The sequence below is a fragment of the Burkholderia sp. WP42 genome, assembly GCF_000745665.1.
GTDB lineage: Bacteria > Pseudomonadota > Gammaproteobacteria > Burkholderiales > Burkholderiaceae > Burkholderia > Burkholderia vietnamiensis.
Window position 1 is genome coordinate 39,680 of the sequence record NZ_JQJT01000026.1, and the last position, 19,844, is coordinate 59,523.

A 19,844-nucleotide genomic window follows, 5' to 3' on the forward strand; every position below is an offset into this window, starting at 1 on the left:
ACCTGCCGGCGGTCCGGGCTGGATGCATTTCGTCCTATCATCGGACGAATCAGCCTGCCGGGGGCGTCGAGCCCGCGCTGCCCGCGCTGCACAAGGAGCGTCGGCGACGCGACAGGCTTAGAACGTTTGAAACGAAGACCCGTTGACAGGGGTTCGTAAAAACCTGGGACCGAACCCGGAGCCGATTATCTAGGGTTAATCCCGATACGGCGCCCGCCATTTCAAACTCTTTACTTTGTTACAAAGGCGCAACACTTTGCAACCCGCGGACTCGGACGTCCGTTCTAGAGTGGAAGGCCCGTTCGGCACTCCATGTCCGTCATCGCTGCCGGCATTGCCTTTGCGACACGTAAGGCCCTTGCGGCGAACGGGATGCCGGATTTTATCTCAAAACTGGTCGTGCGCCCCCAGGCTCGCGCAAGATTCGCACAGCGCAACGCACGGCCTTGTTTACAATGCCGGATTATTCAGTCCGGGCGACCGCCGGCTGGGCTCCAGCCGCCCCGCTCAATCACCGAATCACCGCACGCATATTTTGGAATATCTCACCCCTGCCCAGCGCAACGCCCACAACGCGAAGCTGTCGAGCTACGCGCATCGGCCGATCGCGTTCCTGTTCCGCTACATCCGCCTGCACCCTGTCGCGCACCTGATCGTGCTCTGCAGCGTGCTGGCCGCCGTCGGCTGCGCGCTCGGCTCGCAATACGCGATCAAGCATCTGATCGACGTGCTCGCGGCCGGACGCCATCATCCGGGCCCGCTGTGGAGCGCGTTCGCGCTGCTCGTCGGGCTGATCGCGGCCGACAACCTGCTGTGGCGGGTCGGCGGTTGGACCGCCGCGCACACGTTCGTCGCGGTGACCGGCGACCTGCGGCGCGATCTGTTCCAGTATCTGATCGGCCATTCGCCGACGTATTACGCGGAGAAGCAGCCGGGTACGCTCGCGAGCCGCATCACGGCCACGTCGAACGCCGTCTATACGTCGGAGAACACGATGGCGTGGAACGTGCTGCCGCCGTGCATCGCGGTGATCGGCGCGATTCTGATGATCATCGTCGTGAATCCGCTGATGGCCGCCGGCCTGCTCGGCTGTTCGGCGCTGCTCGCGATCGTGCTGTTCAAGCTCGCGGGGCGCGGCTCCGCCCGCCATCACACGTTCGCGGCGAAGGCCGCCGCGGTGGACGGCGAGCTCGTCGACGTGATCGGCAACATGGGGCTCGTGCGCGCATTCGGGATGACGCTGCGCGAACAGAAGCGCTTCAGCGCGACCGTGAAAGCCGAGATGGACGCCCGTCAGCAAAGCCTGCTCTATCTCGAGAAGCTGCGGCTGCTGCACGCGGTGATCACCGCGATGCTGTCGGCCGGGCTGCTCGGCTGGGCGCTGTGGCTGTGGGATCAGGGCCGCGCGACCTCCGGCGACATCGTGCTCGTCAGCTCGCTCGGCTTCACGATCCTGCACGGCACGCGCGATCTGGCCGTCGCGCTGGTCGACGTCACGCAGCACGTCGCACGCCTGTCCGAAGCCGTGAAGACGCTGCTCGAACCGCACGGCATGCCCGATCGCTCCGACGCGCAGCCGCTGTCGGCCAAGGGCGGGCGCGTCGACTTCGAGCGCGTGACGTTCGCGTATCCGCACCGCCGCGCGATCCTCGACCACTTCGACCTGCATATCGAGGCCGGCCAGCGCGTCGGGCTGATCGGCAAGTCGGGCGCCGGCAAGTCGACCGTGCTCGCGCTGCTGCAGCGCTTCTACGACACGCAGGACGGCGCGGTGATGGTCGACGGCCAGGACGTCAAGACGATCACGCAGGACAGCCTGCGCCAGGCGATCGCGCTCGTGCCGCAGGACATCTCGCTGCTGCACCGGACCATCTACGACAACATCGCGTACGGCCGCCCCGACGCGACCCGCGAGCAGGTGCTCGCAGCCGCGCGCGACGCACGCTGCGCGGAGTTCATCGAGGCGATGCCGGAAGGCTATGACACGATCGTCGGCGACCGCGGCGTCAAGCTGTCGGGTGGCCAGCGCCAGCGCATCGCGATCGCGCGCGCGATCCTGAAGGACGCGCCCATCCTGCTGCTCGACGAAGCGACCTCGGCGCTCGACAGCGCATCGGAAGAAGCGATCCAGAGCGCGCTCGACCGCCTGATGGTCGGCCGTACGGTGATCGCGATCGCACACCGGCTGTCGACGCTGCGCAACTTCGACCGGATCATCGTGATGAGCAACGGCAAGGTGATCGACGATGGCAGCCCCGACGTGCTGCGCAGCCGCCCCGGGCTGTATCGCGACCTGCTCGCGAAGCAGCACGGCCGGCTGCACGCGCCCGACGGCGCCGCGCCGACCACCGGCGAACGCGTCGCGTGACGCCGCGGCATCGCGCCGCCCGCCGATAGACGATAAAAAGGCCGCCGTGCTCGTAGCACGGCGGCCTTTTTTCAGCGCGGCGCGCGACCAGCGCTCGATGTGCAACCGCCCCAGGCTACGCGCGCTGCAAATCGCGCAGGAAGTTGTCGCGCCACACCGACACGTTGTTCTCGCGCAGCTGCGCGATCATGTCCGCATAACGCGCGCGCCGCTCGGCGAGCGGCATCGTCAGCGCCTGCGACAACGCGTCGGCCATGCCGTCGATGTCGATCGGATTGACGATCAGCGCACCGGTCAGCTCGCGCGCCGCGCCTGCGAAACGCGACAGCACCAGCACGCCCGGATCGTCCGGATTCTGCGCGGACACGTATTCCTTCGCGACGAGGTTCATCCCGTCGCGCAGCGGCGTCACGAAGCCCACGCGAGCGAGGCGATACAGCGCGGCCAGCACCTGCCGGTCGTACTGGCGATGAATGTACAGAATCGGCGCCCAGTCGAGCTCCGCGTAGCGCCCATTGATGCGCCCCGATTCCGCTTCGAGCTGCAGCCGGATGTCCTGATACGCGCGCAGGTCGGCGCGCGTCGACGGCGCGATCTGCAGGAACGACACGCGATTGCGGATCGACGCCTGGTGCTCCAACAGCTTCTCGAACGCGCGGAACCGCTCGACGAGGCCCTTCGAATAATCGAGCCGGTCGACGCTCATGATCAGCTGGCGCCCGCGCAGCGACGTGGCCATGCGCGCGGCCTTGCCGTGCTCGCCTGCCTGCGCGAGCGACGCGATCTCGTCCGGATACACGCCGATCGGATAAGCCGCCGCGCGCAGCGTGCTGCCGAACGCGCTCACGCGTACCGTGCGGCCGTCGCGCGCCACTTCGCCGCCGGCTTCGAACTCGACGTAATCGCAGAACGCGCGCAGGTCGGGCTCGGTCTGGAAGCCGAGCAGGTCGAACGCGCACAGCGACTCGACCAGCTCGCGATGCGGCGGCACGTTCACGAGCACCTGCGCGGCCGGAAACGGGATGTGCAGGAAGAAGCCGATCCGGTTCTTCACGCCCGACGCGCGCAGCGCGCGCGCGAACGGGATCAGGTGATAGTCGTGGACCCAGATCACGTCGTCGTCCTGCAGCAGCGGCACGAGCTGCTGCGCGAGCCACACGTTCACGCGGCCGTAGCCTTCGAACTCGTGACGGTCGTACTGGATCAGGTCCGCGCGGTAGTGGAACGCCGGCCACAGCGTCGCGTTCGAGAAGCCGCGGTAGTACTGGTCGTAATCGCGGCGCGACAGCCCGACGGTCGCGAACGTCACGGGGCCGCGCTCCTCGATGCGGATCTGCGGCGCGCCGGACGCGACCACTTCGCCGCTCCAGCCGAACCACATGCCGCCCGTCTCCTTCAGCGCGTCGTACACGCCGATCGCGAGACCGCCCGCCGCCGGCTCGCCTTCCGAAATCGGCGCGACGCGGTTTGAAACGATGATCAGTCGGCTCATGCGCCCGGCAGCTCCAGATCGAGCCAGCGGGCGATCTGCGCGTGCAGCGCGGCGACCGAATCGAGCCGCATGCGCGCCGACGTCTCGCCGGCGCCGACCTTGATCGACAGGCCGCCACGCGCGTTCACCACCGCGAAGCCCTTCTCGTCGGTCAGATCGTCGCCCGCGAACAGCGGCACGCGGCCCGCGAACGGCGGCTCGTCGAGGAACGCGGCCAGCGCGCGCCCCTTGTCGACGCCCTTCGGCTTGATTTCGAACACCATCTTGCCGGGCTGCAGTACGTACGCGTCCGCATATTCGGCGACGAGGCGCTCGGCCGCTTCGCGCGCGACCGGCTCACGGTCGGCCGCGTTGCGGTAGTGCAGCGCGACGGCCGCGCCCTTGATCTCCAGCAGCATGCCCGGATGACGGTCGACCACGGCCGCCAGCTCGCGCTCGATGCGCAGCAGGCGTTCGTCGTTGAAGCCGATGCGCTGCGTGTCGCCGTTCGAATCGCGACGCTCGGCACCGTGCAGGCCGGCGATCGGTAGATCCGGCATGCTCAGGAACGTGTCGAGATTGTCGATGCCGCGCCCCGACACCACCGCGACCGCGCCATGCGAGCGCTGCCTGAGCGTATCGAGCAGCGTCAGCAGCGACGGCGGCACGTGAATGCTGTCGGGCGTGGGGGCGAGCTCGACGAGCGTGCCGTCGAAGTCGAAAAAGAACGCGGTATCGGTCAGGGACAGGGAAGCCGGAACGGATTGCATCGATTCGAGAGTCCGAGCGGCGGCCGGCAAACGCCGGGTCGCCGCGACGAGAATGGAATTGTGCGCATCTTACCGCGCCTGCGTACCGAGATGGGCGAAACCGGCCGCCGCGCGCCGCCCGCGCCGCCGCTGCGACATATTGCCCCGCCCCGCGCGACCGCAGGGATTTCGAAAGCGCGCAGGCGCGGGAATTGCGTTACAGTCGGCAACCGCCGGTCGCGCGCCCCAGTGCGGCGCGACCGACGTCATTCCGTCCGATTCGAGTCCCAGGATGTCGCTTGCCCGTCCCGCGCCGCGCCGGCGCCGCTCCAGCTTCAACCGTTTCGCGCGCATGGCCGCGGCGATGGCCGTTGCCGTCGCGCTCGCCGCGTGCACGCGCGACGAGCCGGGCTGGCACCTGACCAACGTCACCGGCCATCTGCCCGACCTGTCGTTCACGCTGACCGGCGGCGATGGCCGGCCCGTCGACGCGAGCGCGTTCCGCGGCCGCGTCGCGCTCGTCTACTTCGGCTACACGCACTGTCCGGACGTCTGTCCCGAGACGATGGCGCGGCTGATGGAAGTGCTCGCGAAGCTCGGCCCGCGCGCGAACGACGTGCGCATCCTGTTCGTGTCGGTCGATCCCGCGCGCGACACGCCGCAGGCGCTGCAGTCGTACGTCGCCGCGTTCGACGCCGCGCACGCGCGCGGCCTGACCGGCAGCGACGGCCAGATCGAATCGCTCGCGAAGCGCTACCGCGTCGCGTACCAGATGGAACAACGCGATCCGTCCGGCGGCTACGAGGTCACGCACAGCTCGGCCGTCTACATCTTCGACGCCCAGGGCCGCGCGCGCCTGCTCGCGACCGACGGCGACTCGCCGGACGCCATCGCCGCCGACGTACGGCGGATCATCGACACTGCCCCCACCACCTGAACCAGACATGAAGCCGAAAACGATCCTCAAGACGTTCGCCGCCCTCGCCGCGCTGTGCGCCGCCGCACACGCCTATGCGGCCGGTGCGATCACCGCGCAGAACGCATGGGTGCGCTGGCTGCCGAACCAGCTGCCCGCCGGCGGCTACGTGACGCTCGTGAACGCCGGCGACAAGCCGGTCGATCTCGTCGACGTCGACAGCCCCGACTACGGGATGGCGATGCTGCACCAGACGGTGTCGAACGGCTCGACGCAGAAGATGGAAATGGTCGACAAGCTGACGATCCCCGCGCGCGGCAAGGTCGACATCGCGCCGGGCGGCTACCACTTCATGCTCGAGGAGCCGAAGCACGCGATCAAGCCGGGCGACACGGTGCGCCTGCGGTTGAAATTCTCCGACGGCGAAACCGTCGACGCGCCGTTTGCGGTGAAGTCGCCGGCCCAGGCGAAGTGACGCGCGTGCGATGAACGTCCTGTACTGGCTCGATCCGTGGGAACCGTCGCCGACCGTGGTGATCGCGGTGCTGACGGCCGCCGTGCTGTTCGCGCGCGGCGTGAAGAAGGCGAAGGTGTCGCCGCTGCGGCAGTTCTCGTTCTGGCTCGGGCTGACGGCGCTCTACATCGCACTGCATACGCGGCTCGACTATTTCTTCGAGCACGAGTTCTTCATGCACCGCGCGCAGCATCTGGTGCTGCATCACCTCGGGCCGTTCTTCATCGCGCTCGCCTATCCGGGCGCGGCGATCCGCGCCGGCATTCCGTTTCGCTGGCGGCAACGCTTCGTGCGCCCCGCGCTCGCATGGGCGCCCGTGCGCGCGGCGCTCGACCTGGTGTTCCATCCGGTCGTGGCCGTCGTGCTGTTCGTCGGGCTGATCTATTTCTGGCTGCTGTCGCCGATCCACTTCGTCGCGATGCTCGACTGGCGTCTGTATCGCGTGATGAACTGGAGCATGGTGATCGACGGGCTGCTGTTCTGGTGGCTCGTCGTCGATCCGCGTCCCGCGCCGCCCGCGCGGCTGTCGCCGGGCCGCCGGATTCTGATCGTCGTCGCCGCCATCCCGCCGCAGATCGCGCTCGGCGCGCTGATCTTCTTCACGCCGCACGAGCTGTATCCGATCTACTCGATCTGCGGGCGCGCCTTCACGTGGCTCAGCCCGTTGCGCGACCAGCAGATCGGCGGCCTGCTGCTGTGGATTCCCGGCTCGATGATGAGCGTGATCGGCGCGCTGATCGCGCTGCGGCACTGGATGCGGCTGTCCGCACGCGGCCGGCTGATCGACGAGCGCGCCGCTGCGCGCAGCGCCGCGCGGCCGGCGGCCACGCGCAACGCCCACTGATCCCGGCACGCCGCGCCGCGCGTCAGCCGCGCGCGCGGGTCATCCACACGTGCGGGATGCCGTCTTCGTCGTGCACGTCGGAGCTCGGCTCAAAGCCGAACGCACCGTAAAAGCGCTGCAGGTGCGCCTGCGCATGCAGGCTCATCTGCGTATCGGGCCACTGCGCGGCGATGTGTTCGAGCGCGCGGGCGAGCAGCGTATTGCCGAGGCCGGCCCCGCGGAACGCGGCGGTCGTCAGTACGCGGCCGATGCGCACGTCGGCATGCTGCGCATCGGGCAGCAGCACGCGCAGATAGCCGGCGACGCGGCCCGCCGCGTCGTACGCGGCCAGGTGCCACGCGGCCTGATCGGCATCGTCGATGTCGCGGTACACGCAGTTCTGCTCGACGACGAACACGGCGCTGCGCGCTTCGAGGATCGAATAGACCTCGCGTGCGCTCAGGGCGTCGAAGGATTTCCAGCGCCAGTCCAGGTCGGCGGCACGCGGGGAGATGGCGGATGCGGAAGCGTTCATGGGCGGTCCTCGGTGCTGTTTCGGGCGCGCCGGTGGGCGCGCGGCAACCGACGATTATGCCGCGAAGCGCGGCCGCTGCGCCCGCGCCGCCGCGCACATGCAAAAAGCCCCGCATTGCGCGGGGCCGTACGTCATGCGGGCATCCGTCCGAAGCGGCCGCTGTTGAAATCGTCGATCGCGGCGCGGATTTCCTCTTGCGAGTTCATCACGAACGGGCCATAGCCGACCACCGGCTCGTCGATCGGCTCGCCGCTGAGGATCAGCAGCTTGACGTCGCCGTTCGCCTCGATGTCGACGTCGCTGCCTTCGCGGCCCAATTGCACGAACTGCGCTTCGCGGGCGACCGTCTCGCCGTTCACGAGCACCGTGCCGCTCAGCACGACCACGGCGAGCGTGCGGCCTTCGGCGATCGGGAACCGCGCATGACCGCCTGCGGCGAGCCGCACGTCCCACACGTCGATCGGCGTGTGCGTGCGGGCCGGGCCGCGCCGCCCGTCGAGCTCGCCGGCGATGATCCGCGCGCGACCCGCCCCGTCCGGCAACTCGACGACCGGGATGTCCGCGTTCAGCAGCGTTTGATAGCCCGGCCCGCCCATCTTGTCGGCGGCGGGCAGGTTCACCCACAGCTGCACCATCTCGAGCGGGCCGCCGCGCTTCGTGAACGCTTCCGAGTGGAATTCCTCGTGCAGGATCCCGCTCGCGGCCGTCATCCATTGCACGTCGCCGGGGCCGATCACGCCGCCCGCGCCGGTCGAGTCGCGGTGCGCGACTTCGCCGTCGTAGACGATCGTCACCGTTTCGAAGCCGCGGTGCGGATGCTGGCCGACCCCGCGCGGCGCCGACGCCGGCTCGAAATTCGCGGGGCCCGCATAGTCGAGCAGCAGGAACGGGCTCAGATGGGCGCCGTGCGACTGATAGCTGAACATCGAACGCACCGGGAAACCGTCGCCGACCCAATGGCCGCGCGGCGCGCTGTAGACGCCACGGATCTTCTTCATTTGCCTTCTCCGAATTGCGGCGAAACACGTGTTTCGCATCCTGACGATCAATATAGAGATGGAACGATCGATTCGGTAGACTCGCAAAATCGCACTCAGCGTTCCATTTGATGAACGATCAACAGCGGGATCTCAACGATCTCTATTACTTCGTGCAGGTGGTCGAGCACGGCGGCTTCGCGCCGGCCGGGCGCGCGCTGAACATGCCGAAGTCGAAGCTGAGCCGGCGCGTCGCGTTGCTCGAGGCGCGCCTCGGGATGCGGCTGATTCAGCGCTCGACGCGCCGCTTCACCGTCACCGACGTCGGCCAGACGTACTACGCGCATTGCCGCGCGATGCTCGTCGAGGCCGACGCCGCCGACGAGGCGATCGCATTGCTGCACGAGGAGCCGCGCGGCATCGTGCGGGTCAGCTGCCCGGTCGCGCTGCTCGACTCGCTGGCGGGCGCGATGATCGCCGCGTTCATGGTCGCGTGCCCGCACGTCGAGATTCATCTCGAAGCGACGAACCGGCGCGTCGACGTGGTCGGAGAAGGGATCGACGTCGCGATTCGCGTGCGTCCGCCGCCGCTCGAGGACAGCGATCTCGCGCTGCGCGTGCTGGCCGAGCGCGGGCAATGCCTGGTCGCGAGCCCCGCGTTGTTGCGCGAACACGGCGCGCCGGCCGTTCCGGCCGACCTGACCCGCATGCCGAGCCTCGACCACGGCCTGCCGCAGGCCGCGCACGTGTGGCGGCTGCGCGGCCCGGACCAGGCGCATGCGGAGATCCACCATCAGCCGCGGCTCGTGACGGGCGGCATGCTGGCGTTGCGGGCCGCGGCGGTCGCGGGCGTCGGCGTCGTGCAGTTGCCGACGATGATGGTGCGCGACGAACTCGCGCGCGGCGAACTGGTGAACGTGCTGCCCGACTGGGCGCCGCGCCGCGAGATCGTGCACGCGGTGTTCGCGTCGCGGCGCGGGCTGCTGCCGGGCGTGCGCGCGCTGCTCGACTTCCTGGCTGCGCGGTTCGCGGAGCTAGAACCCGATTGATCGGGGTTGCCGGTGCACGCGCCGGTTCGACGCGATGGCCGGGAGCGACAGTGACGGCGGCGAATCACGCGCTGCAAATGCGCGGCGCGTGCCGTAGACTGCGGGGCCGGCATCGCGCATCGCGCGTCCCCCTTACTCTTTTCTCTGCACTTCAGCCATGTTCACGCTGTCCACCGACCCTCACGCCTCCAAGGCCGAACTGTATGCGACGCTCGCCGAGCAGGCCCGCTCGCTCGTCGAATCGGAGCCGGACCTGATCGCAAACGCCGCGAATTTCTCCGCGCTCGTCTATCACTCGCTCGATCGTCTGAACTGGGCCGGCTTCTATTTCTTCGACGGGACGGAGCTGGTGGTCGGCCCGTTCCAGGGCAAGCCGGCCTGCGTGCGCATCGCGCTCGGCAAGGGCGTGTGCGGCACGGCGGCGCAGACGCGCCAAACGCAGGTCGTGCGCGACGTGCATGCGTTCCCCGGCCATATCGCGTGCGATGCCGCGTCGGAGTCGGAAATCGTCGTGCCGCTGGTAGCGGCAGACGGCACGCTGATCGGCGTGTGGGACGTCGACAGCCCGGTCGCCGCACGTTTCGACGACGAAGACCGCAGCGGGATGGAAGCGCTGTGCCGCGTGTTCGTCGAACACGCGTGGCAAAAGGCGCGCGAGCGAGCAGCGTGATGCTGCGGGTAGCAACCACGCCGGTGGCGTGAGGAGCGCAAGCGTCAGCCTAGGCGCAAGCGCTAGGCGCAAGCCCAAATGAAACGAGCCCCGGACCGGGGCTCGTCGTCGTTGGCGGCGTGCGCGTCAGGCCGCCTGCGTGCCGGTCAGCGCGGCGAACGCGTGCGGCTTCACGTCGTCGGTCAGCACGTCGACGCCCTGCTCCGTCACCACGACCATGTGCTCCCACTGCGCGGACAGCGAATGGTCCTTCGTGACGACCGTCCAGCCGTCGGCCAGCACGCGCGTGTCGCGCTTGCCCGCGTTGAGCATCGGCTCGATCGTGAAGATCATCCCGGGGCGCAGCGGCACGCCGGTGCCGGGGCGGCCGTAGTGCAGCACCTGCGGCTCGTCGTGATACACGTCGCCGATTCCGTGCCCGCAGTATTCGCGCACAACGCTGAAGCCTTCGCGATGCGCGACCTGCTGGATCGCATAGCCGACGTCGCCGAGCGTCGCGCCCGGACGCACCGCGCGAATGCCCGCGTGCATCGCCTCGTAGGTGGCCGCCACCAGACGCCGCGCGAGTTCGCCGGGCTCGCCGACGAAGTACATGCGGCTCGTGTCGCCGAACCAGCCGTCCTTGATCACCGCGATGTCGAGGTTCACGATGTCGCCGTCGCGCATCGGCCGCGACGACGGGATGCCGTGACAGACCACGTGGTTGACCGACGTGCACAGCGTTTTCGGATAGCCGTGATAGCCGATGTTGGCTGGAATCGCGCGCAGTTCGTCGATGATGTATTCGCGGCAGCGCGCGTCGAGCTCGTCGGTCGTGACGCCCGGCTTCACGTAGTCGGTGATCATCGTCAGCACTTGCGACGCGAGCTTCGCGGCTTCGCGCGACTTCGCGATGTCGGCGGCGCCGCGGATGGGAATGTCGCGCTTCGCCATTACGCCACCTGCTCGATGTCGCGAGCGGCCGGCTGCGCCGTACCGGCGTCGCCGCCGCGCGCCTCGGATTCGATCAGCATCCGGCAGATATCGCCATAGGACAGCGACGGATTGAGTTCCGCGAGCATGCCCACGCGCAGCCAGTGCTCGGCCTGCGCGTTGATCGACCGGCTCAGCGCGGTGCTGGTCGAGCGCAGCCGTTCGTGCATGTGCTCGGAAATCTTGATGATGCCCATATGGCTCCAATTAAACGAAATGTAGTCGTTTCGTATATTACGCTGGCGCTGCGCGCGGAGCAAGTATTCGGGCGGACTGCGAATCGGGAGTCTGGCAGCCCGTGATTTCGTTGACACCATATTCCAGCTTGATGGAGAATCCGTCCATCATGCAAGAAGCGACTACCCTTCCCGCGCCTGATGCAGGCATCAACGAGCGGATCGCCCGCCGCGTGCGAGACTTGCGCACGTTACGAGGCTACACGCTCGATACGCTTGCCGCGCGCTCCGGCGTGAGCCGTTCGATGATCTCGCTCATCGAGCGCGCGTCGGCCAGCCCGACGGCCGTCGTCCTCGACAAGCTCGCGGCCGGGTTGGGCGTGTCGCTGGCGGCGCTGTTCGGCGGCGAGCGCGACGACGCGCCCGCGCAGCCGCTGGTCAAGCGCGCACAGCAAGCGGAATGGCGCGATCCGGCGTCGGGCTATCTGCGGCGCAATCTGTCGCCGCCCGGCTGGCCGTCGCCGCTCCAGCTCGTCGAAGTCGATTTCCCGCCCGGCGCGCGCGTCGCGTACGACACGGGCGGCCGCGACAGCGCGTTGCATCAGCAGGTATGGGTGCTCGGCGGACGCGTCGACGTCACGTTGGGCGACGCGCTCCACGAGCTTCACGAAGGCGACTGTCTCGCGATGCGCGTCGATCAGCCGCTGATTTTCAGCAACCCGACGGCGCAAGGCGCGCGCTATGTCGTCGCGATCTGCGATGCCACCGCCGCGGTCGGCATGCGCGGCGCGGCATCCGTTCAAGTCCGGAGCCGACCGGTGCAGGAGTCCACATGAATTTGCCGAAAACGCACGACGACGTGCGCCTGATCGATTGCAACGAGGCCGAGCATGCGGCGGCCATCCTCGAAATCCTGAACGACGCGATCGTCAATTCGACCGCGCTGTACGACTATCGGCCGCGGCCGCCGGAGGCGATGGTCACGTGGTTCGCAACGAAGCGCGCGGGCGGTTTTCCGGTGGTCGGCGCGGTCGACGGTTCCGGCACGCTGCTCGGCTTCGCGAGCTGGGGCACGTTCCGCGCGTTTCCGGCGTTCAAGTACACGGTCGAACACAGCGTGTACGTGCATCGCGATCATCGCGGGCGCGGGCTCGGCGAGTTGTTGCTGCGCGAGTTGATCAAGCGTGCGCGCGATGCCCAGGTACACGTGCTGGTCGGCTGCATCGATGCAACCAACGCGGGCAGCGTCGCGCTGCATACGCGTGTCGGCTTCGTGCATTCGGGGACGATCGCCGAAGCGGGATTCAAGTTCGGGCGATGGCTCGACGCGGCGTTTTATCAGCTGAAGCTGGACACGCCGATGCAGCCGGTGGATGGGTGAGCGAGGACGCGGATGGCCGCTGAAGATAACGCCGCGCGAGCGGCGGAAAAGAAAAAGCCCTGATTTCTCAGGGCTTTTTCTCTTCCTACTTGGAGGCGCGAGCCGGAGTCGAACCGGCCTAAACGGCTTTGCAGGCCGCTGCATAACCGCTTTGCTATCGCGCCAAAAGCGGACTGTCCGAATACCTGGAAGGCATGCGACAGATTTTTATCCGAGGACCATCGGTCCATCAAATAAAAGGGGAAGCCTTGCTTCCCCGATACCTGGAGCGGGAGACGAGTCTCGAACTCGCGACCTCAACCTTGGCAAGGTTGCGCTCTACCAACTGAGCTACTCCCGCATTGTCCTGCACCAGCAGCGCTTCGCCATTCAACACGCTGCCAAAAAAATCTGGAGCGGGAGACGAGTCTCGAACTCGCGACCTCAACCTTGGCAAGGTTGCGCTCTACCAACTGAGCTACTCCCGCATTGTCCTGCACCAGCAGCGCTTCGCCATTCAACACGCTGCCAAAAAAATCTGGAGCGGGAGACGAGTCTCGAACTCGCGACCTCAACCTTGGCAAGGTTGCGCTCTACCAACTGAGCTACTCCCGCGTATTGCTGTGCTACTGCTTTCCGTCACACGCTTACTTCGTCGTGCAGCGGAGAAGCGAGATTATGTCGAAGGCACTTTCATGTGTCAAGGGCTTTTCGCGCCCTTTTTCCAAAAACCTTCGGCACCGACACCGCAAGCAGCCGCTACCAAGCCCTTACGCGCCGCCGCGCTCGCGAATCTGCGGCCACGCGAGCTTCATGTAGTACAGCATCGACCAGATCGTCAGCACCGCCGCCAGATACATCAGCCATTCGCCCCACACGCGTGTGTCGATCGTCGCGACGCCGAGCGGCAGCGGCCCGTAGTACAGCAGCATCGGGATTGCGACCATCTGGCATGCGGTCTTGAACTTGCCGAGCTGGTTCACCGCGACGCTCTTCGACGCACCGATCTGCGCCATCCATTCGCGCAGCGCCGAAATCGCGATCTCGCGGCCGACGATCACCAGCGCGATCGCCGCGTCGACCCGCGCGATCTGCACGAGGATCAGCAGCGCGGCGGTGACCATCAGCTTGTCCGCGACCGGGTCGAGGAACGCGCCGAACGACGACGTCTGGTTCCACTTGCGCGCGAGAAAGCCGTCGAACCAGTCGGTCAGCGCCGCCAGGATGAATATCGCCGCCGCCGCGAGGTTGCGGTGCGCGCCGCCCATCACCGTGTCCGGCAGATAGAACACGCCGACGACGAGCGGAATCAGCACGATCCGGACCCACGTCAGGAAAATCGGGAAGTTGAACGGCATGGCATGCGGGTCAGTAAAGGATTCGCAATTGTGCCGTGTCGACCGGCCTGCCACAAGAACGCGCGATCGCAACGCGGGATCGCAGGCCCGAGCGGCCGGTCGCACGGCCCGTCAATGAAGCTGCTTGTAGATCTGTTCGGCGAGTGCGTGCGAGATCCCGTCGACGCTCGCCAGCTCCTCGACGCTGGCGGCGACCACGCCGCGCAGTCCGCCGAACCGCGCGAGCAGCCGCTGGCGCCGCTTCGCGCCGACGCCGTCGAGCTCCTCGAGCCGCGACGTCTGGCGCGCCTTCGCGCGCTTCGCGCGCATCCCGGTGATCGCGAAGCGGTGCGCCTCGTCGCGGATCTGCGCAACCAGCATCAGCGCCGCGCTCTCCTTGCCGAGCTCGAGCGGCGTGCGGCCGTCCGCGAACACGAGCGTCTCGAGGCCGACCTTGCGCCCATCCCCTTTCGCGACGCCGACCAGCATCGACGTATCGAGCCCCAGTTCGGTGAACACCTGCCGCGCGATCTCGACCTGCCCCTTGCCGCCGTCGATCAGCACGATGTTCGGCAACAGGCTCGACGCCTCGGCCTGCCGCGTCGATTCGCCGTCGATGCCGGTCGCGGCGTCGGCGGCGGCCGCCTGCGCGGCCAGCTCGACCATCTTCTCGTAGCGGCGCGTCAATACCTGCCGCATGGCCGCATAGTCGTCGCCCGGCGTGATGCCGGCGATGTTGTAGCGACGGTACTCGCCCGACTGCATCTTGTGATGGTGATAGACGACGCACGACGCCTGCGTCGCCTCGCCCATCGTATGGCTGATGTCGAAGCACTCGATGCGCAGCGTCGCGAGATCGTCGCATTCGAGGCCGAGCGTCTCGGCGAGTGCGCGCGTACGCGCCTGCTGCGAGCCCTGCTCGGACAGCAGTCGCGCGAGCGCGATCCGGGCGTTCTGCTCGGCCATCGTCAGCCACGCGCGCCGCTGCCCCTGCGGCTGCCGCACCAGCGATACCTTGTGGCCGGCCTGCTCGGACAGCAGCTCGAGCAGGTCGCGGCTCGCGGGCGCATGGCTGACGACCAGCACCGGCGGCACGCGGTTGCCCAGATAGTGCTGCGAGATGAATGCATCGAGCACCTCCGCCTCGACGGACGCGCCGGCACCGGCGGCGGCGACGCGGGCAGCCGCCCCCCCGTCGCCGTCGCCCTCGCCTTCCACCGGCTGGTCCGGCATCGCGGCGGCGGCATCGTCGACGCCATCGGCCTCGTCGCCGAGCCCGCCTTCCGCGAGCGTCAGCGCGCTTTCGACGTGCGTCGGGAAATACGCCTTGTCGCCAAGATGGCGGCCGCCGCGCACCATCGCGAGGTTCACGCACACGCGCCCGCCCTGCGCGACGACGGCCAGGATGTCGACGTCGCTGTCGCCGCCGACCTCGATCGCCTGCTGGTGCAGCACCGTCGCGAGCGAGCTCATCTGGTTGCGCACGGCCGCCGCCTGCTCGAACTTCAGCTCGGCCGCGAACGCGTGCATCTTCTGCTCGAGTTCGTTCATCACCTCGGACTGCCGCCCGAGCAGGAAGCGCGCGGCGTTCGACACGTCGATCGCGTAGTCGTCCTCGGTGATCGCGCCGACGCACGGCGCCGTGCAACGCCCGATCTGATGCAGCAGGCACGGCCGCGTACGGTTGTTGAACACCGAATCCTCGCAGGTGCGCAACTGGAATACGCGCTGCAGGATCTGGATGCTCTCGCGCACCGCCCACGCACTCGGGAACGGCCCGAAATACTGGTTCTGCTTGTCGACCGAGCCGCGGTAATACGCCATGCGCGGAAAGCGGTGCGCGGTGAGCTTCAGGTACGGATACGACTTGTCGTCGCGAAACAGGATGTTGTAGCGCGGCGCGAGCGCCTTGATCAGGTTGTTCTCGAGCAGCAGCGCCTCGGCCTCCGAGCGCGTGACGGTCGTCTCGATGCGCGCGATGCGCGTGACCATCATCGCGATGCGCGGCGACAGCTGCGTTTTCGTGAAGTAGCTCGACACGCGCTTCTTCAGGTCGCGCGCCTTGCCGACGTAAAGCACGGCGCCCGTTGCGTCGTAATAGCGGTAGACGCCCGGCATGTGCGGCAATTGCGCGAGGATCTTCTTCGGTTCGAACGGAGTATCGGCGGCTTCTGGGGATGTCATGCGTGATCCGGTGCCCGCTGGCGCGGAACGGGTCCATTAGAATCGCCAGTTTAGAGCATTCACCGGCCCGCTTCGATGTCCCGCACCACGCCCGCCTCCGGCTCCGACTCCGTCCCCGCCATCGCTTCGCCGCGCTCGACCGGCGAACCGATCGCATGCGACCTCTTCTGCACCGTGATCGACAACTTCGGCGACATCGGCGTGTGCTGGCGCCTCGCGCGCCAGCTCGCGCACGAGCACGGCTGGCAGATGCGCATCTTCGTCGACGATCTGCGCACCTTCGCGCGACTGCTGCCGCAGATCGACCCGCACGCCGGCCGGCAAACGCTCGACGGCATCGCGATCGAACACTGGCACACGGAAGTCGGCGACGCGCTGCAGATCGCCGACGTCGTGATCGAAGCGTTCGCGTGCGAACTGCCGGGCGCGTATCTCGCCGCGATGGCGAGACGGGCGCCACGCCCGGTATGGATCAATCTCGAATACCTGAGCGCCGAGGACTGGGTCGCCGATTTCCACCTGCGCCCGTCGCCGCATCCGCGCTACCCGCTGCTGAAGACCTTCTTCTTCCCCGGGCTGTCGGCCGGCACCGGCGGCGTGCTGAAGGAGCGCGACCTCGACGCACGCCGCACCGCATTCGAAACCGACGCGGCCGCGCGTACGGCCTGGTGGCGGCACGCGACCGGCGATGCGCCGCCGGCGTCCGGCACGACGGTCGTGAGCCTGTTCGCATACGAAAATCCGGCCGTCGACGCGTTGCTCGCGCAGTGGCGCGACAGCGCGACGCCGATCGTCGCGCTCGTGCCGGCCGGCCGCATCTCGCCGGCCGTCGCGCGCTTCTTCGGCACCGCATCGTTCGACGCCGGCGCGCGCGCCACGCTCGGCAATCTGACCGCCTACGGGCTCGCCTTCGTGCCGCAGGCCGACTACGACGCGCTGCTGTGGGCGGCGGACGTCAACTTCGTGCGCGGCGAGGATTCGTTCGTGCGCGCGCAATGGGCGCGCAAGCCGTTCGTCTGGCAGATCTACCCGCAGGCCGACGATGCGCATCTGCCGAAACTCGACGCCGCGCTCGCGCACCTGGCAGCCGGCCTCGCCGACGCGCCGCGCGCGGCGCTCGAGCGCTTCTGGCATGCGTGGAACGGCGTGGGCACGCCCGATTGGGACGATATCCGGCAGCACCGCGCGGCGCTGGACGCCAACGCGACGCGCTGGGCCGACACGCTGGCGGGCGTCGGCGATCTTGCCGGAAAGCTGGCGGAATACGCAAAATCTCAGTTAAAATAAGCGGTTATCCGACGGCTGACCACGCAAGCGCGCACGCTTGGGGCTCTTGGCACCTACCGGAACGCACCGCTTGCGCCGTCAGCCGTTGCGCAACGCTCAGGCACCCATTTATTTGATTGGATCAGGACAGTTTTTTTATGAAGACCGCACAGGAACTCCGCGTAGGCAACGTCGTGCAAATCGGCAGCGACGCATGGGTCATCGCAAAGACGGAATACAACAAGTCGGGCCGTAACGCCGCCGTCGTCAAGATGAAGATGAAGAACCTGCTGACGAACGCAGGCCAGGAAGCGGTCTACAAGGCCGACGACAAGTTCGACGTCGTCGTGCTCGACCGCAAGGAAGTGACGTACTCGTACTTCGCCGACCCGATGTACGTGTTCATGGACGCCGACTACAACCAGTACGAAGTCGAAGCGGAAATGATGGGCGAAGCGCTGAACTACCTCGAAGACGGCATGGCTTGCGAAGTCGTGTTCTACAACGAGAAGGCCATTTCGGTCGAACTGCCGACGATCCTGGTTCGCGAGATCACCTACACGGAACCGGCCGTCAAGGGCGACACGTCGTCGGGCAAGGTGCTGAAGAACGCGAAGCTCGCAACGGGCTTCGAGCTGCAAGTGCCGCTGTTCTGCAACACCGGCGACAAGATCGAAATCGACACGCGTACGAACGAATACCGCAGCCGCGCGTAAGCGCCTGCGAACTTCGCATCGAACAAAGCGCCCTGCGGGGCGCTTTTTGTTTGCCTGCGCGCAACAGCGCGCACATGTCGGCACGATCGGCAACACAAAATCCAGCACTAAAGGTATTCAATTTGTATCATCGGTAACTGTTTTATAGCGGCCGAGAAATAATGCACGTCGGGCGTTCCGGGGGGCATAAAATCAGTTTTTAATCCGACACGCGGCTGCGGCTGGCTCGATGGCCGACAGCCCGCCTCTCTTGACTCGACTCGCGTTCACCATGCCACACGCCCTGATTGTCGAAGACGATCCCAACAGTCTGTCCGGCCTGACCGCGCTGCTCGCCGCAGACAGCTTCTCGGTCGACACGGCCACGTCGCTCGCGGAGGCGCGCACGGCGCTCGGCCGCGCGATCCCCGACGTCGTCCTGGTCGACCTGAACCTGCCGGACGGAAGCGGCTTCGACCTGCTCCAGCACCTGCCGCAGCAGCAGCCGAACGGCTCGCTGCCGGTGATCGTGCTGACCGGCAATGCGACGGTCGAGAGCGCGATCGAAGGCTTGCGTCACGGCATTTGGGACTACCTGCTGAAGCCGATCAACATTCCGCGGCTGCGCAGCCTGCTCGCGCGGATTCCCCGCCCCTACGAACTGATCGACGAAGTGCAGGCGCTGCGCGCGTCGCTGCGTCGCCTCGGCCGCTTCGGCGCACTGGTCGGCCGCAGCGAGGCGATGCAGCACGTGTACGACATGATTGAGCACAACGCGCGCACCGAAACGGCCGTGCTGTTCGCGGGCGAAGCCGGCACCGGCAAGAAGCTCGCGGCGCGCACGCTGCACGATCTGAGCCGCCGCCGCAAGGGGCCGTTCCTGTCGTTCGACTGCCGGATGATCGCGCAGGCGAACCGGCATGGCGCGTCGCTCGACAGCGTGCTGTTCGGCCATGAGCGCGGCGCGTTCGACGGCGCCGAGCGGCGCGAAACCGGCCTGTTCGAACAGGCCGGCGGCGGCACGCTGTTCCTCGACGAAATCACCGCGCTGCCGCTCGTGCTGCAGGAAGCGCTGCTGCATGCGCTCGATTCGCAGAACTTCATGCGGATCGGCGGCACGAGCTCCATCGCGAGCGACTTCCGGCTGATCGCGGCCACGCGCCGGCCGGCGCGCGAGGCCGTTGCCAACGGCACGCTGCGCGAAGATCTGTGGCTGCGCCTCGATGCGGCGTCGATCACGATGCCGCCGCTGCGCGAGCGCGACGGCGACGCGCTCGCGATTGCCGATGCGCTGATCGACGAACTGAACCGCGAGGCCCGCGCGACCGGCCGCAGCACGACCGACAAGCGCGCGGCGCCGGGCTTCGTACGCGAATGCCTGTCCTATGAGTGGCCCGGCAACGTGCGCGAGCTGCACGAGCGTGTGCGCTTCGCATACGACGCGTCGGGCGACTTCATCGAAACGCTGCGCGCCGGCGAAGCGAGCTTCGCGGCCGGCGCCGCGCTGAACGGCAGCAGCGTGCAGATCAAGGTCGGCACGCCGCTGTCCGACGTCGAAGACCTGCTGATCCGCGCGACGCTCGACGCAGTCGGCGGCACGCGGCATCGTGCGGCCACGCTGCTCGGCATCAGCCCGAAGACGCTCTACAACAAACTGCAGCGCATGAAGGTCAATTGAGCGGGCGGCAATCGTCGTCGGCGCGGACCGGCGCCGACGATTAGTTCGTCGAACCAGTGCTGCCCTCCGCTTCGCGCACCAACGAAAAAGCCACGCAACTTCGC

Annotated in this window: 19 protein-coding genes and 4 tRNA genes; 11 read left to right on the top strand and 12 right to left on the bottom strand. The window is 67.5% G+C overall.

Annotated elements, in window-relative coordinates; all coding sequences use genetic code 11:
• The first annotated feature begins 535 nt into the window (after positions 1-535).
• Positions 536-2,368, top strand: coding sequence for an ABC transporter ATP-binding protein (locus EX20_RS17535; protein ID WP_011883992.1), 1,833 nt, complete (start codon positions 536-538; stop codon positions 2,366-2,368).
• 115 nt (positions 2,369-2,483) lie between these two features.
• On the opposite strand, the gene otsA is transcribed toward EX20_RS17535, so the two are convergent.
• The gene (otsA, locus tag EX20_RS17540) at positions 2,484-3,860 is read right to left on the bottom strand and encodes an alpha,alpha-trehalose-phosphate synthase (UDP-forming) (RefSeq protein WP_034194207.1); all 1,377 of its coding nucleotides are present in this window, start codon (positions 3,858-3,860) and stop codon (positions 2,484-2,486) included.
• Complete coding sequence (gene otsB, locus EX20_RS17545; protein WP_011883990.1) at positions 3,857-4,609, bottom strand: trehalose-phosphatase; 753 nt, start codon at positions 4,607-4,609, stop codon at positions 3,857-3,859. The genes otsA and otsB overlap by 4 nt, the downstream gene beginning before the upstream one ends.
• Before the next feature lie 271 nt (positions 4,610-4,880).
• On the opposite strand from otsB, the gene EX20_RS17550 reads away from it, so the two are divergent.
• The 3 genes from EX20_RS17550 to EX20_RS17560 are packed head-to-tail and all read left to right on the top strand — an operon-like array spanning position 4,881 to position 6,862.
• Positions 4,881-5,525, top strand: a complete 645-nt coding sequence (locus EX20_RS17550) for an SCO family protein (protein WP_034194208.1) — start codon at positions 4,881-4,883, stop codon at positions 5,523-5,525.
• A 7-nt stretch (positions 5,526-5,532) separates the two neighbouring features.
• The gene (locus EX20_RS17555; protein WP_034194209.1) at positions 5,533-5,979 is read left to right on the top strand and encodes a copper chaperone PCu(A)C; all 447 of its coding nucleotides are present in this window, start codon (positions 5,533-5,535) and stop codon (positions 5,977-5,979) included.
• A gap of 10 nt (positions 5,980-5,989) precedes the next feature.
• Positions 5,990-6,862, top strand: coding sequence for a cytochrome c oxidase assembly protein (locus EX20_RS17560; protein ID WP_011883987.1), 873 nt, complete (start codon positions 5,990-5,992; stop codon positions 6,860-6,862).
• A gap of 22 nt (positions 6,863-6,884) precedes the next feature.
• Here EX20_RS17560 and EX20_RS17565 read toward each other — a convergent pair whose 3' ends face one another.
• Positions 6,885-7,376, bottom strand: a complete 492-nt coding sequence (locus EX20_RS17565; protein ID WP_011883986.1) for a GNAT family N-acetyltransferase — start codon at positions 7,374-7,376, stop codon at positions 6,885-6,887.
• Positions 7,377-7,507: 131 nt separating this feature from the next.
• Positions 7,508-8,374: a pirin family protein gene (locus EX20_RS17570; protein WP_034194210.1), complete on the bottom strand. Its 867-nt coding sequence runs from the start codon at positions 8,372-8,374 to the stop codon at positions 7,508-7,510.
• A gap of 110 nt (positions 8,375-8,484) precedes the next feature.
• Here EX20_RS17570 and EX20_RS17575 point away from each other — a divergent pair, with 110 nt between their 5' ends.
• Both EX20_RS17575 and EX20_RS17580 read left to right on the top strand, forming a co-directional pair.
• Positions 8,485-9,402 carry a LysR family transcriptional regulator gene (locus EX20_RS17575; protein ID WP_011883984.1) on the top strand — a complete coding sequence of 306 codons (918 nt, stop codon included), beginning with the start codon at positions 8,485-8,487 and terminating at the stop codon, positions 9,400-9,402.
• 157 nt (positions 9,403-9,559) lie between these two features.
• Positions 9,560-10,072: a GAF domain-containing protein gene (locus EX20_RS17580; RefSeq protein WP_034194211.1), complete on the top strand. Its 513-nt coding sequence runs from the start codon at positions 9,560-9,562 to the stop codon at positions 10,070-10,072.
• A gap of 126 nt (positions 10,073-10,198) precedes the next feature.
• On the opposite strand, the gene map is transcribed toward EX20_RS17580, so the two are convergent.
• Positions 10,199-11,005 (bottom strand): type I methionyl aminopeptidase, encoded by an 807-nt coding sequence (gene map, locus EX20_RS17585; protein ID WP_014722738.1) that lies wholly within the window; start codon positions 11,003-11,005, stop codon positions 10,199-10,201.
• On the bottom strand, positions 11,005-11,241 hold the full coding sequence (locus tag EX20_RS17590; protein ID WP_014722737.1) for a ParD-like family protein: 237 nt from the start codon (positions 11,239-11,241) through the stop codon (positions 11,005-11,007). The genes map and EX20_RS17590 overlap by 1 nt, the downstream gene beginning before the upstream one ends.
• A gap of 149 nt (positions 11,242-11,390) precedes the next feature.
• On the opposite strand from EX20_RS17590, the gene EX20_RS17595 reads away from it, so the two are divergent.
• Together EX20_RS17595 and EX20_RS17600 are read left to right on the top strand one after the other, a co-directional pair.
• On the top strand, positions 11,391-12,056 hold the full coding sequence (locus tag EX20_RS17595) for a helix-turn-helix domain-containing protein (RefSeq protein ID WP_011883980.1): 666 nt from the start codon (positions 11,391-11,393) through the stop codon (positions 12,054-12,056).
• Positions 12,053-12,601, top strand: a complete 549-nt coding sequence (locus EX20_RS17600; protein ID WP_034194212.1) for a GNAT family N-acetyltransferase — start codon at positions 12,053-12,055, stop codon at positions 12,599-12,601. Before EX20_RS17595 ends, EX20_RS17600 begins: the two co-directional genes overlap by 4 nt.
• Positions 12,602-12,691: 90 nt before the next feature.
• On the opposite strand, the gene EX20_RS17605 is transcribed toward EX20_RS17600, so the two are convergent.
• The 6 genes from EX20_RS17605 to uvrC form a co-directional block, all read right to left on the bottom strand.
• Positions 12,692-12,765 (bottom strand) — tRNA-Cys (locus tag EX20_RS17605).
• Between the two features lie 100 nt (positions 12,766-12,865).
• Positions 12,866-12,941: transfer RNA gene (locus EX20_RS17610), tRNA-Gly, on the bottom strand.
• 51 nt (positions 12,942-12,992) lie between these two features.
• A tRNA-Gly gene (locus tag EX20_RS17615) sits at positions 12,993-13,068 on the bottom strand.
• A gap of 51 nt (positions 13,069-13,119) precedes the next feature.
• Positions 13,120-13,195: transfer RNA gene (locus tag EX20_RS17620), tRNA-Gly, on the bottom strand.
• A gap of 155 nt (positions 13,196-13,350) precedes the next feature.
• Positions 13,351-13,938, bottom strand: coding sequence for a CDP-diacylglycerol--glycerol-3-phosphate 3-phosphatidyltransferase (gene pgsA / locus EX20_RS17625; protein ID WP_011883978.1), 588 nt, complete (start codon positions 13,936-13,938; stop codon positions 13,351-13,353).
• Positions 13,939-14,049: 111 nt separating this feature from the next.
• On the bottom strand, positions 14,050-16,101 hold the full coding sequence (uvrC, locus tag EX20_RS17630) for an excinuclease ABC subunit UvrC (RefSeq protein WP_034194213.1): 2,052 nt from the start codon (positions 16,099-16,101) through the stop codon (positions 14,050-14,052).
• Positions 16,102-16,176: 75 nt separating this feature from the next.
• Here uvrC and earP point away from each other — a divergent pair, with 75 nt between their 5' ends.
• The 3 genes from earP to EX20_RS17645 all read left to right on the top strand — a co-directional run bounded on the left by earP (position 16,177) and on the right by EX20_RS17645 (position 19,740).
• Complete coding sequence (gene earP / locus EX20_RS17635) at positions 16,177-17,388, top strand: elongation factor P maturation arginine rhamnosyltransferase EarP (RefSeq protein ID WP_034194214.1); 1,212 nt, start codon at positions 16,177-16,179, stop codon at positions 17,386-17,388.
• A 137-nt stretch (positions 17,389-17,525) separates the two neighbouring features.
• On the top strand, positions 17,526-18,083 hold the full coding sequence (efp, locus tag EX20_RS17640) for an elongation factor P (RefSeq protein WP_011883975.1): 558 nt from the start codon (positions 17,526-17,528) through the stop codon (positions 18,081-18,083).
• A gap of 271 nt (positions 18,084-18,354) precedes the next feature.
• The gene (locus EX20_RS17645; protein WP_034194215.1) at positions 18,355-19,740 is read left to right on the top strand and encodes a sigma-54-dependent transcriptional regulator; all 1,386 of its coding nucleotides are present in this window, start codon (positions 18,355-18,357) and stop codon (positions 19,738-19,740) included.
• Positions 19,741-19,844: the final 104 nt, after the last annotated feature.

Excerpts from the sequence above, each read along its gene's own strand:
- map (WP_014722738.1), bottom strand. The coding sequence starts at position 11,005 with ATGGCGAAGCGCGACATTCCCATCCGCGGCGCCGCCGACATCGCGAAG.
- uvrC (WP_034194213.1), bottom strand. The coding sequence starts at position 16,101 with ATGACATCCCCAGAAGCCGCCGATACTCCGTTCGAACCGAAGAAGATC.
- EX20_RS17590 (WP_014722737.1), bottom strand. The coding sequence starts at position 11,241 with ATGGGCATCATCAAGATTTCCGAGCACATGCACGAACGGCTGCGCTCG.
- EX20_RS17575 (WP_011883984.1), top strand. The coding sequence starts at position 8,485 with ATGAACGATCAACAGCGGGATCTCAACGATCTCTATTACTTCGTGCAG.
- efp (WP_011883975.1), top strand. The coding sequence starts at position 17,526 with ATGAAGACCGCACAGGAACTCCGCGTAGGCAACGTCGTGCAAATCGGC.
- EX20_RS17645 (WP_034194215.1), top strand. The coding sequence starts at position 18,355 with ATGCCACACGCCCTGATTGTCGAAGACGATCCCAACAGTCTGTCCGGC.
- EX20_RS17555 (WP_034194209.1), top strand. The coding sequence starts at position 5,533 with ATGAAGCCGAAAACGATCCTCAAGACGTTCGCCGCCCTCGCCGCGCTG.
- EX20_RS17595 (WP_011883980.1), top strand. The coding sequence starts at position 11,391 with ATGCAAGAAGCGACTACCCTTCCCGCGCCTGATGCAGGCATCAACGAG.
- EX20_RS17565 (WP_011883986.1), bottom strand. The coding sequence starts at position 7,376 with ATGAACGCTTCCGCATCCGCCATCTCCCCGCGTGCCGCCGACCTGGAC.
- earP (WP_034194214.1), top strand. The coding sequence starts at position 16,177 with ATGTCCCGCACCACGCCCGCCTCCGGCTCCGACTCCGTCCCCGCCATC.
- pgsA (WP_011883978.1), bottom strand. The coding sequence starts at position 13,938 with ATGCCGTTCAACTTCCCGATTTTCCTGACGTGGGTCCGGATCGTGCTG.
- otsA (WP_034194207.1), bottom strand. The coding sequence starts at position 3,860 with ATGAGCCGACTGATCATCGTTTCAAACCGCGTCGCGCCGATTTCGGAA.
- EX20_RS17560 (WP_011883987.1), top strand. The coding sequence starts at position 5,990 with ATGAACGTCCTGTACTGGCTCGATCCGTGGGAACCGTCGCCGACCGTG.
- otsB (WP_011883990.1), bottom strand. The coding sequence starts at position 4,609 with ATGCAATCCGTTCCGGCTTCCCTGTCCCTGACCGATACCGCGTTCTTT.
- EX20_RS17580 (WP_034194211.1), top strand. The coding sequence starts at position 9,560 with ATGTTCACGCTGTCCACCGACCCTCACGCCTCCAAGGCCGAACTGTAT.
- EX20_RS17570 (WP_034194210.1), bottom strand. The coding sequence starts at position 8,374 with ATGAAGAAGATCCGTGGCGTCTACAGCGCGCCGCGCGGCCATTGGGTC.
- EX20_RS17600 (WP_034194212.1), top strand. The coding sequence starts at position 12,053 with ATGAATTTGCCGAAAACGCACGACGACGTGCGCCTGATCGATTGCAAC.
- EX20_RS17550 (WP_034194208.1), top strand. The coding sequence starts at position 4,881 with ATGTCGCTTGCCCGTCCCGCGCCGCGCCGGCGCCGCTCCAGCTTCAAC.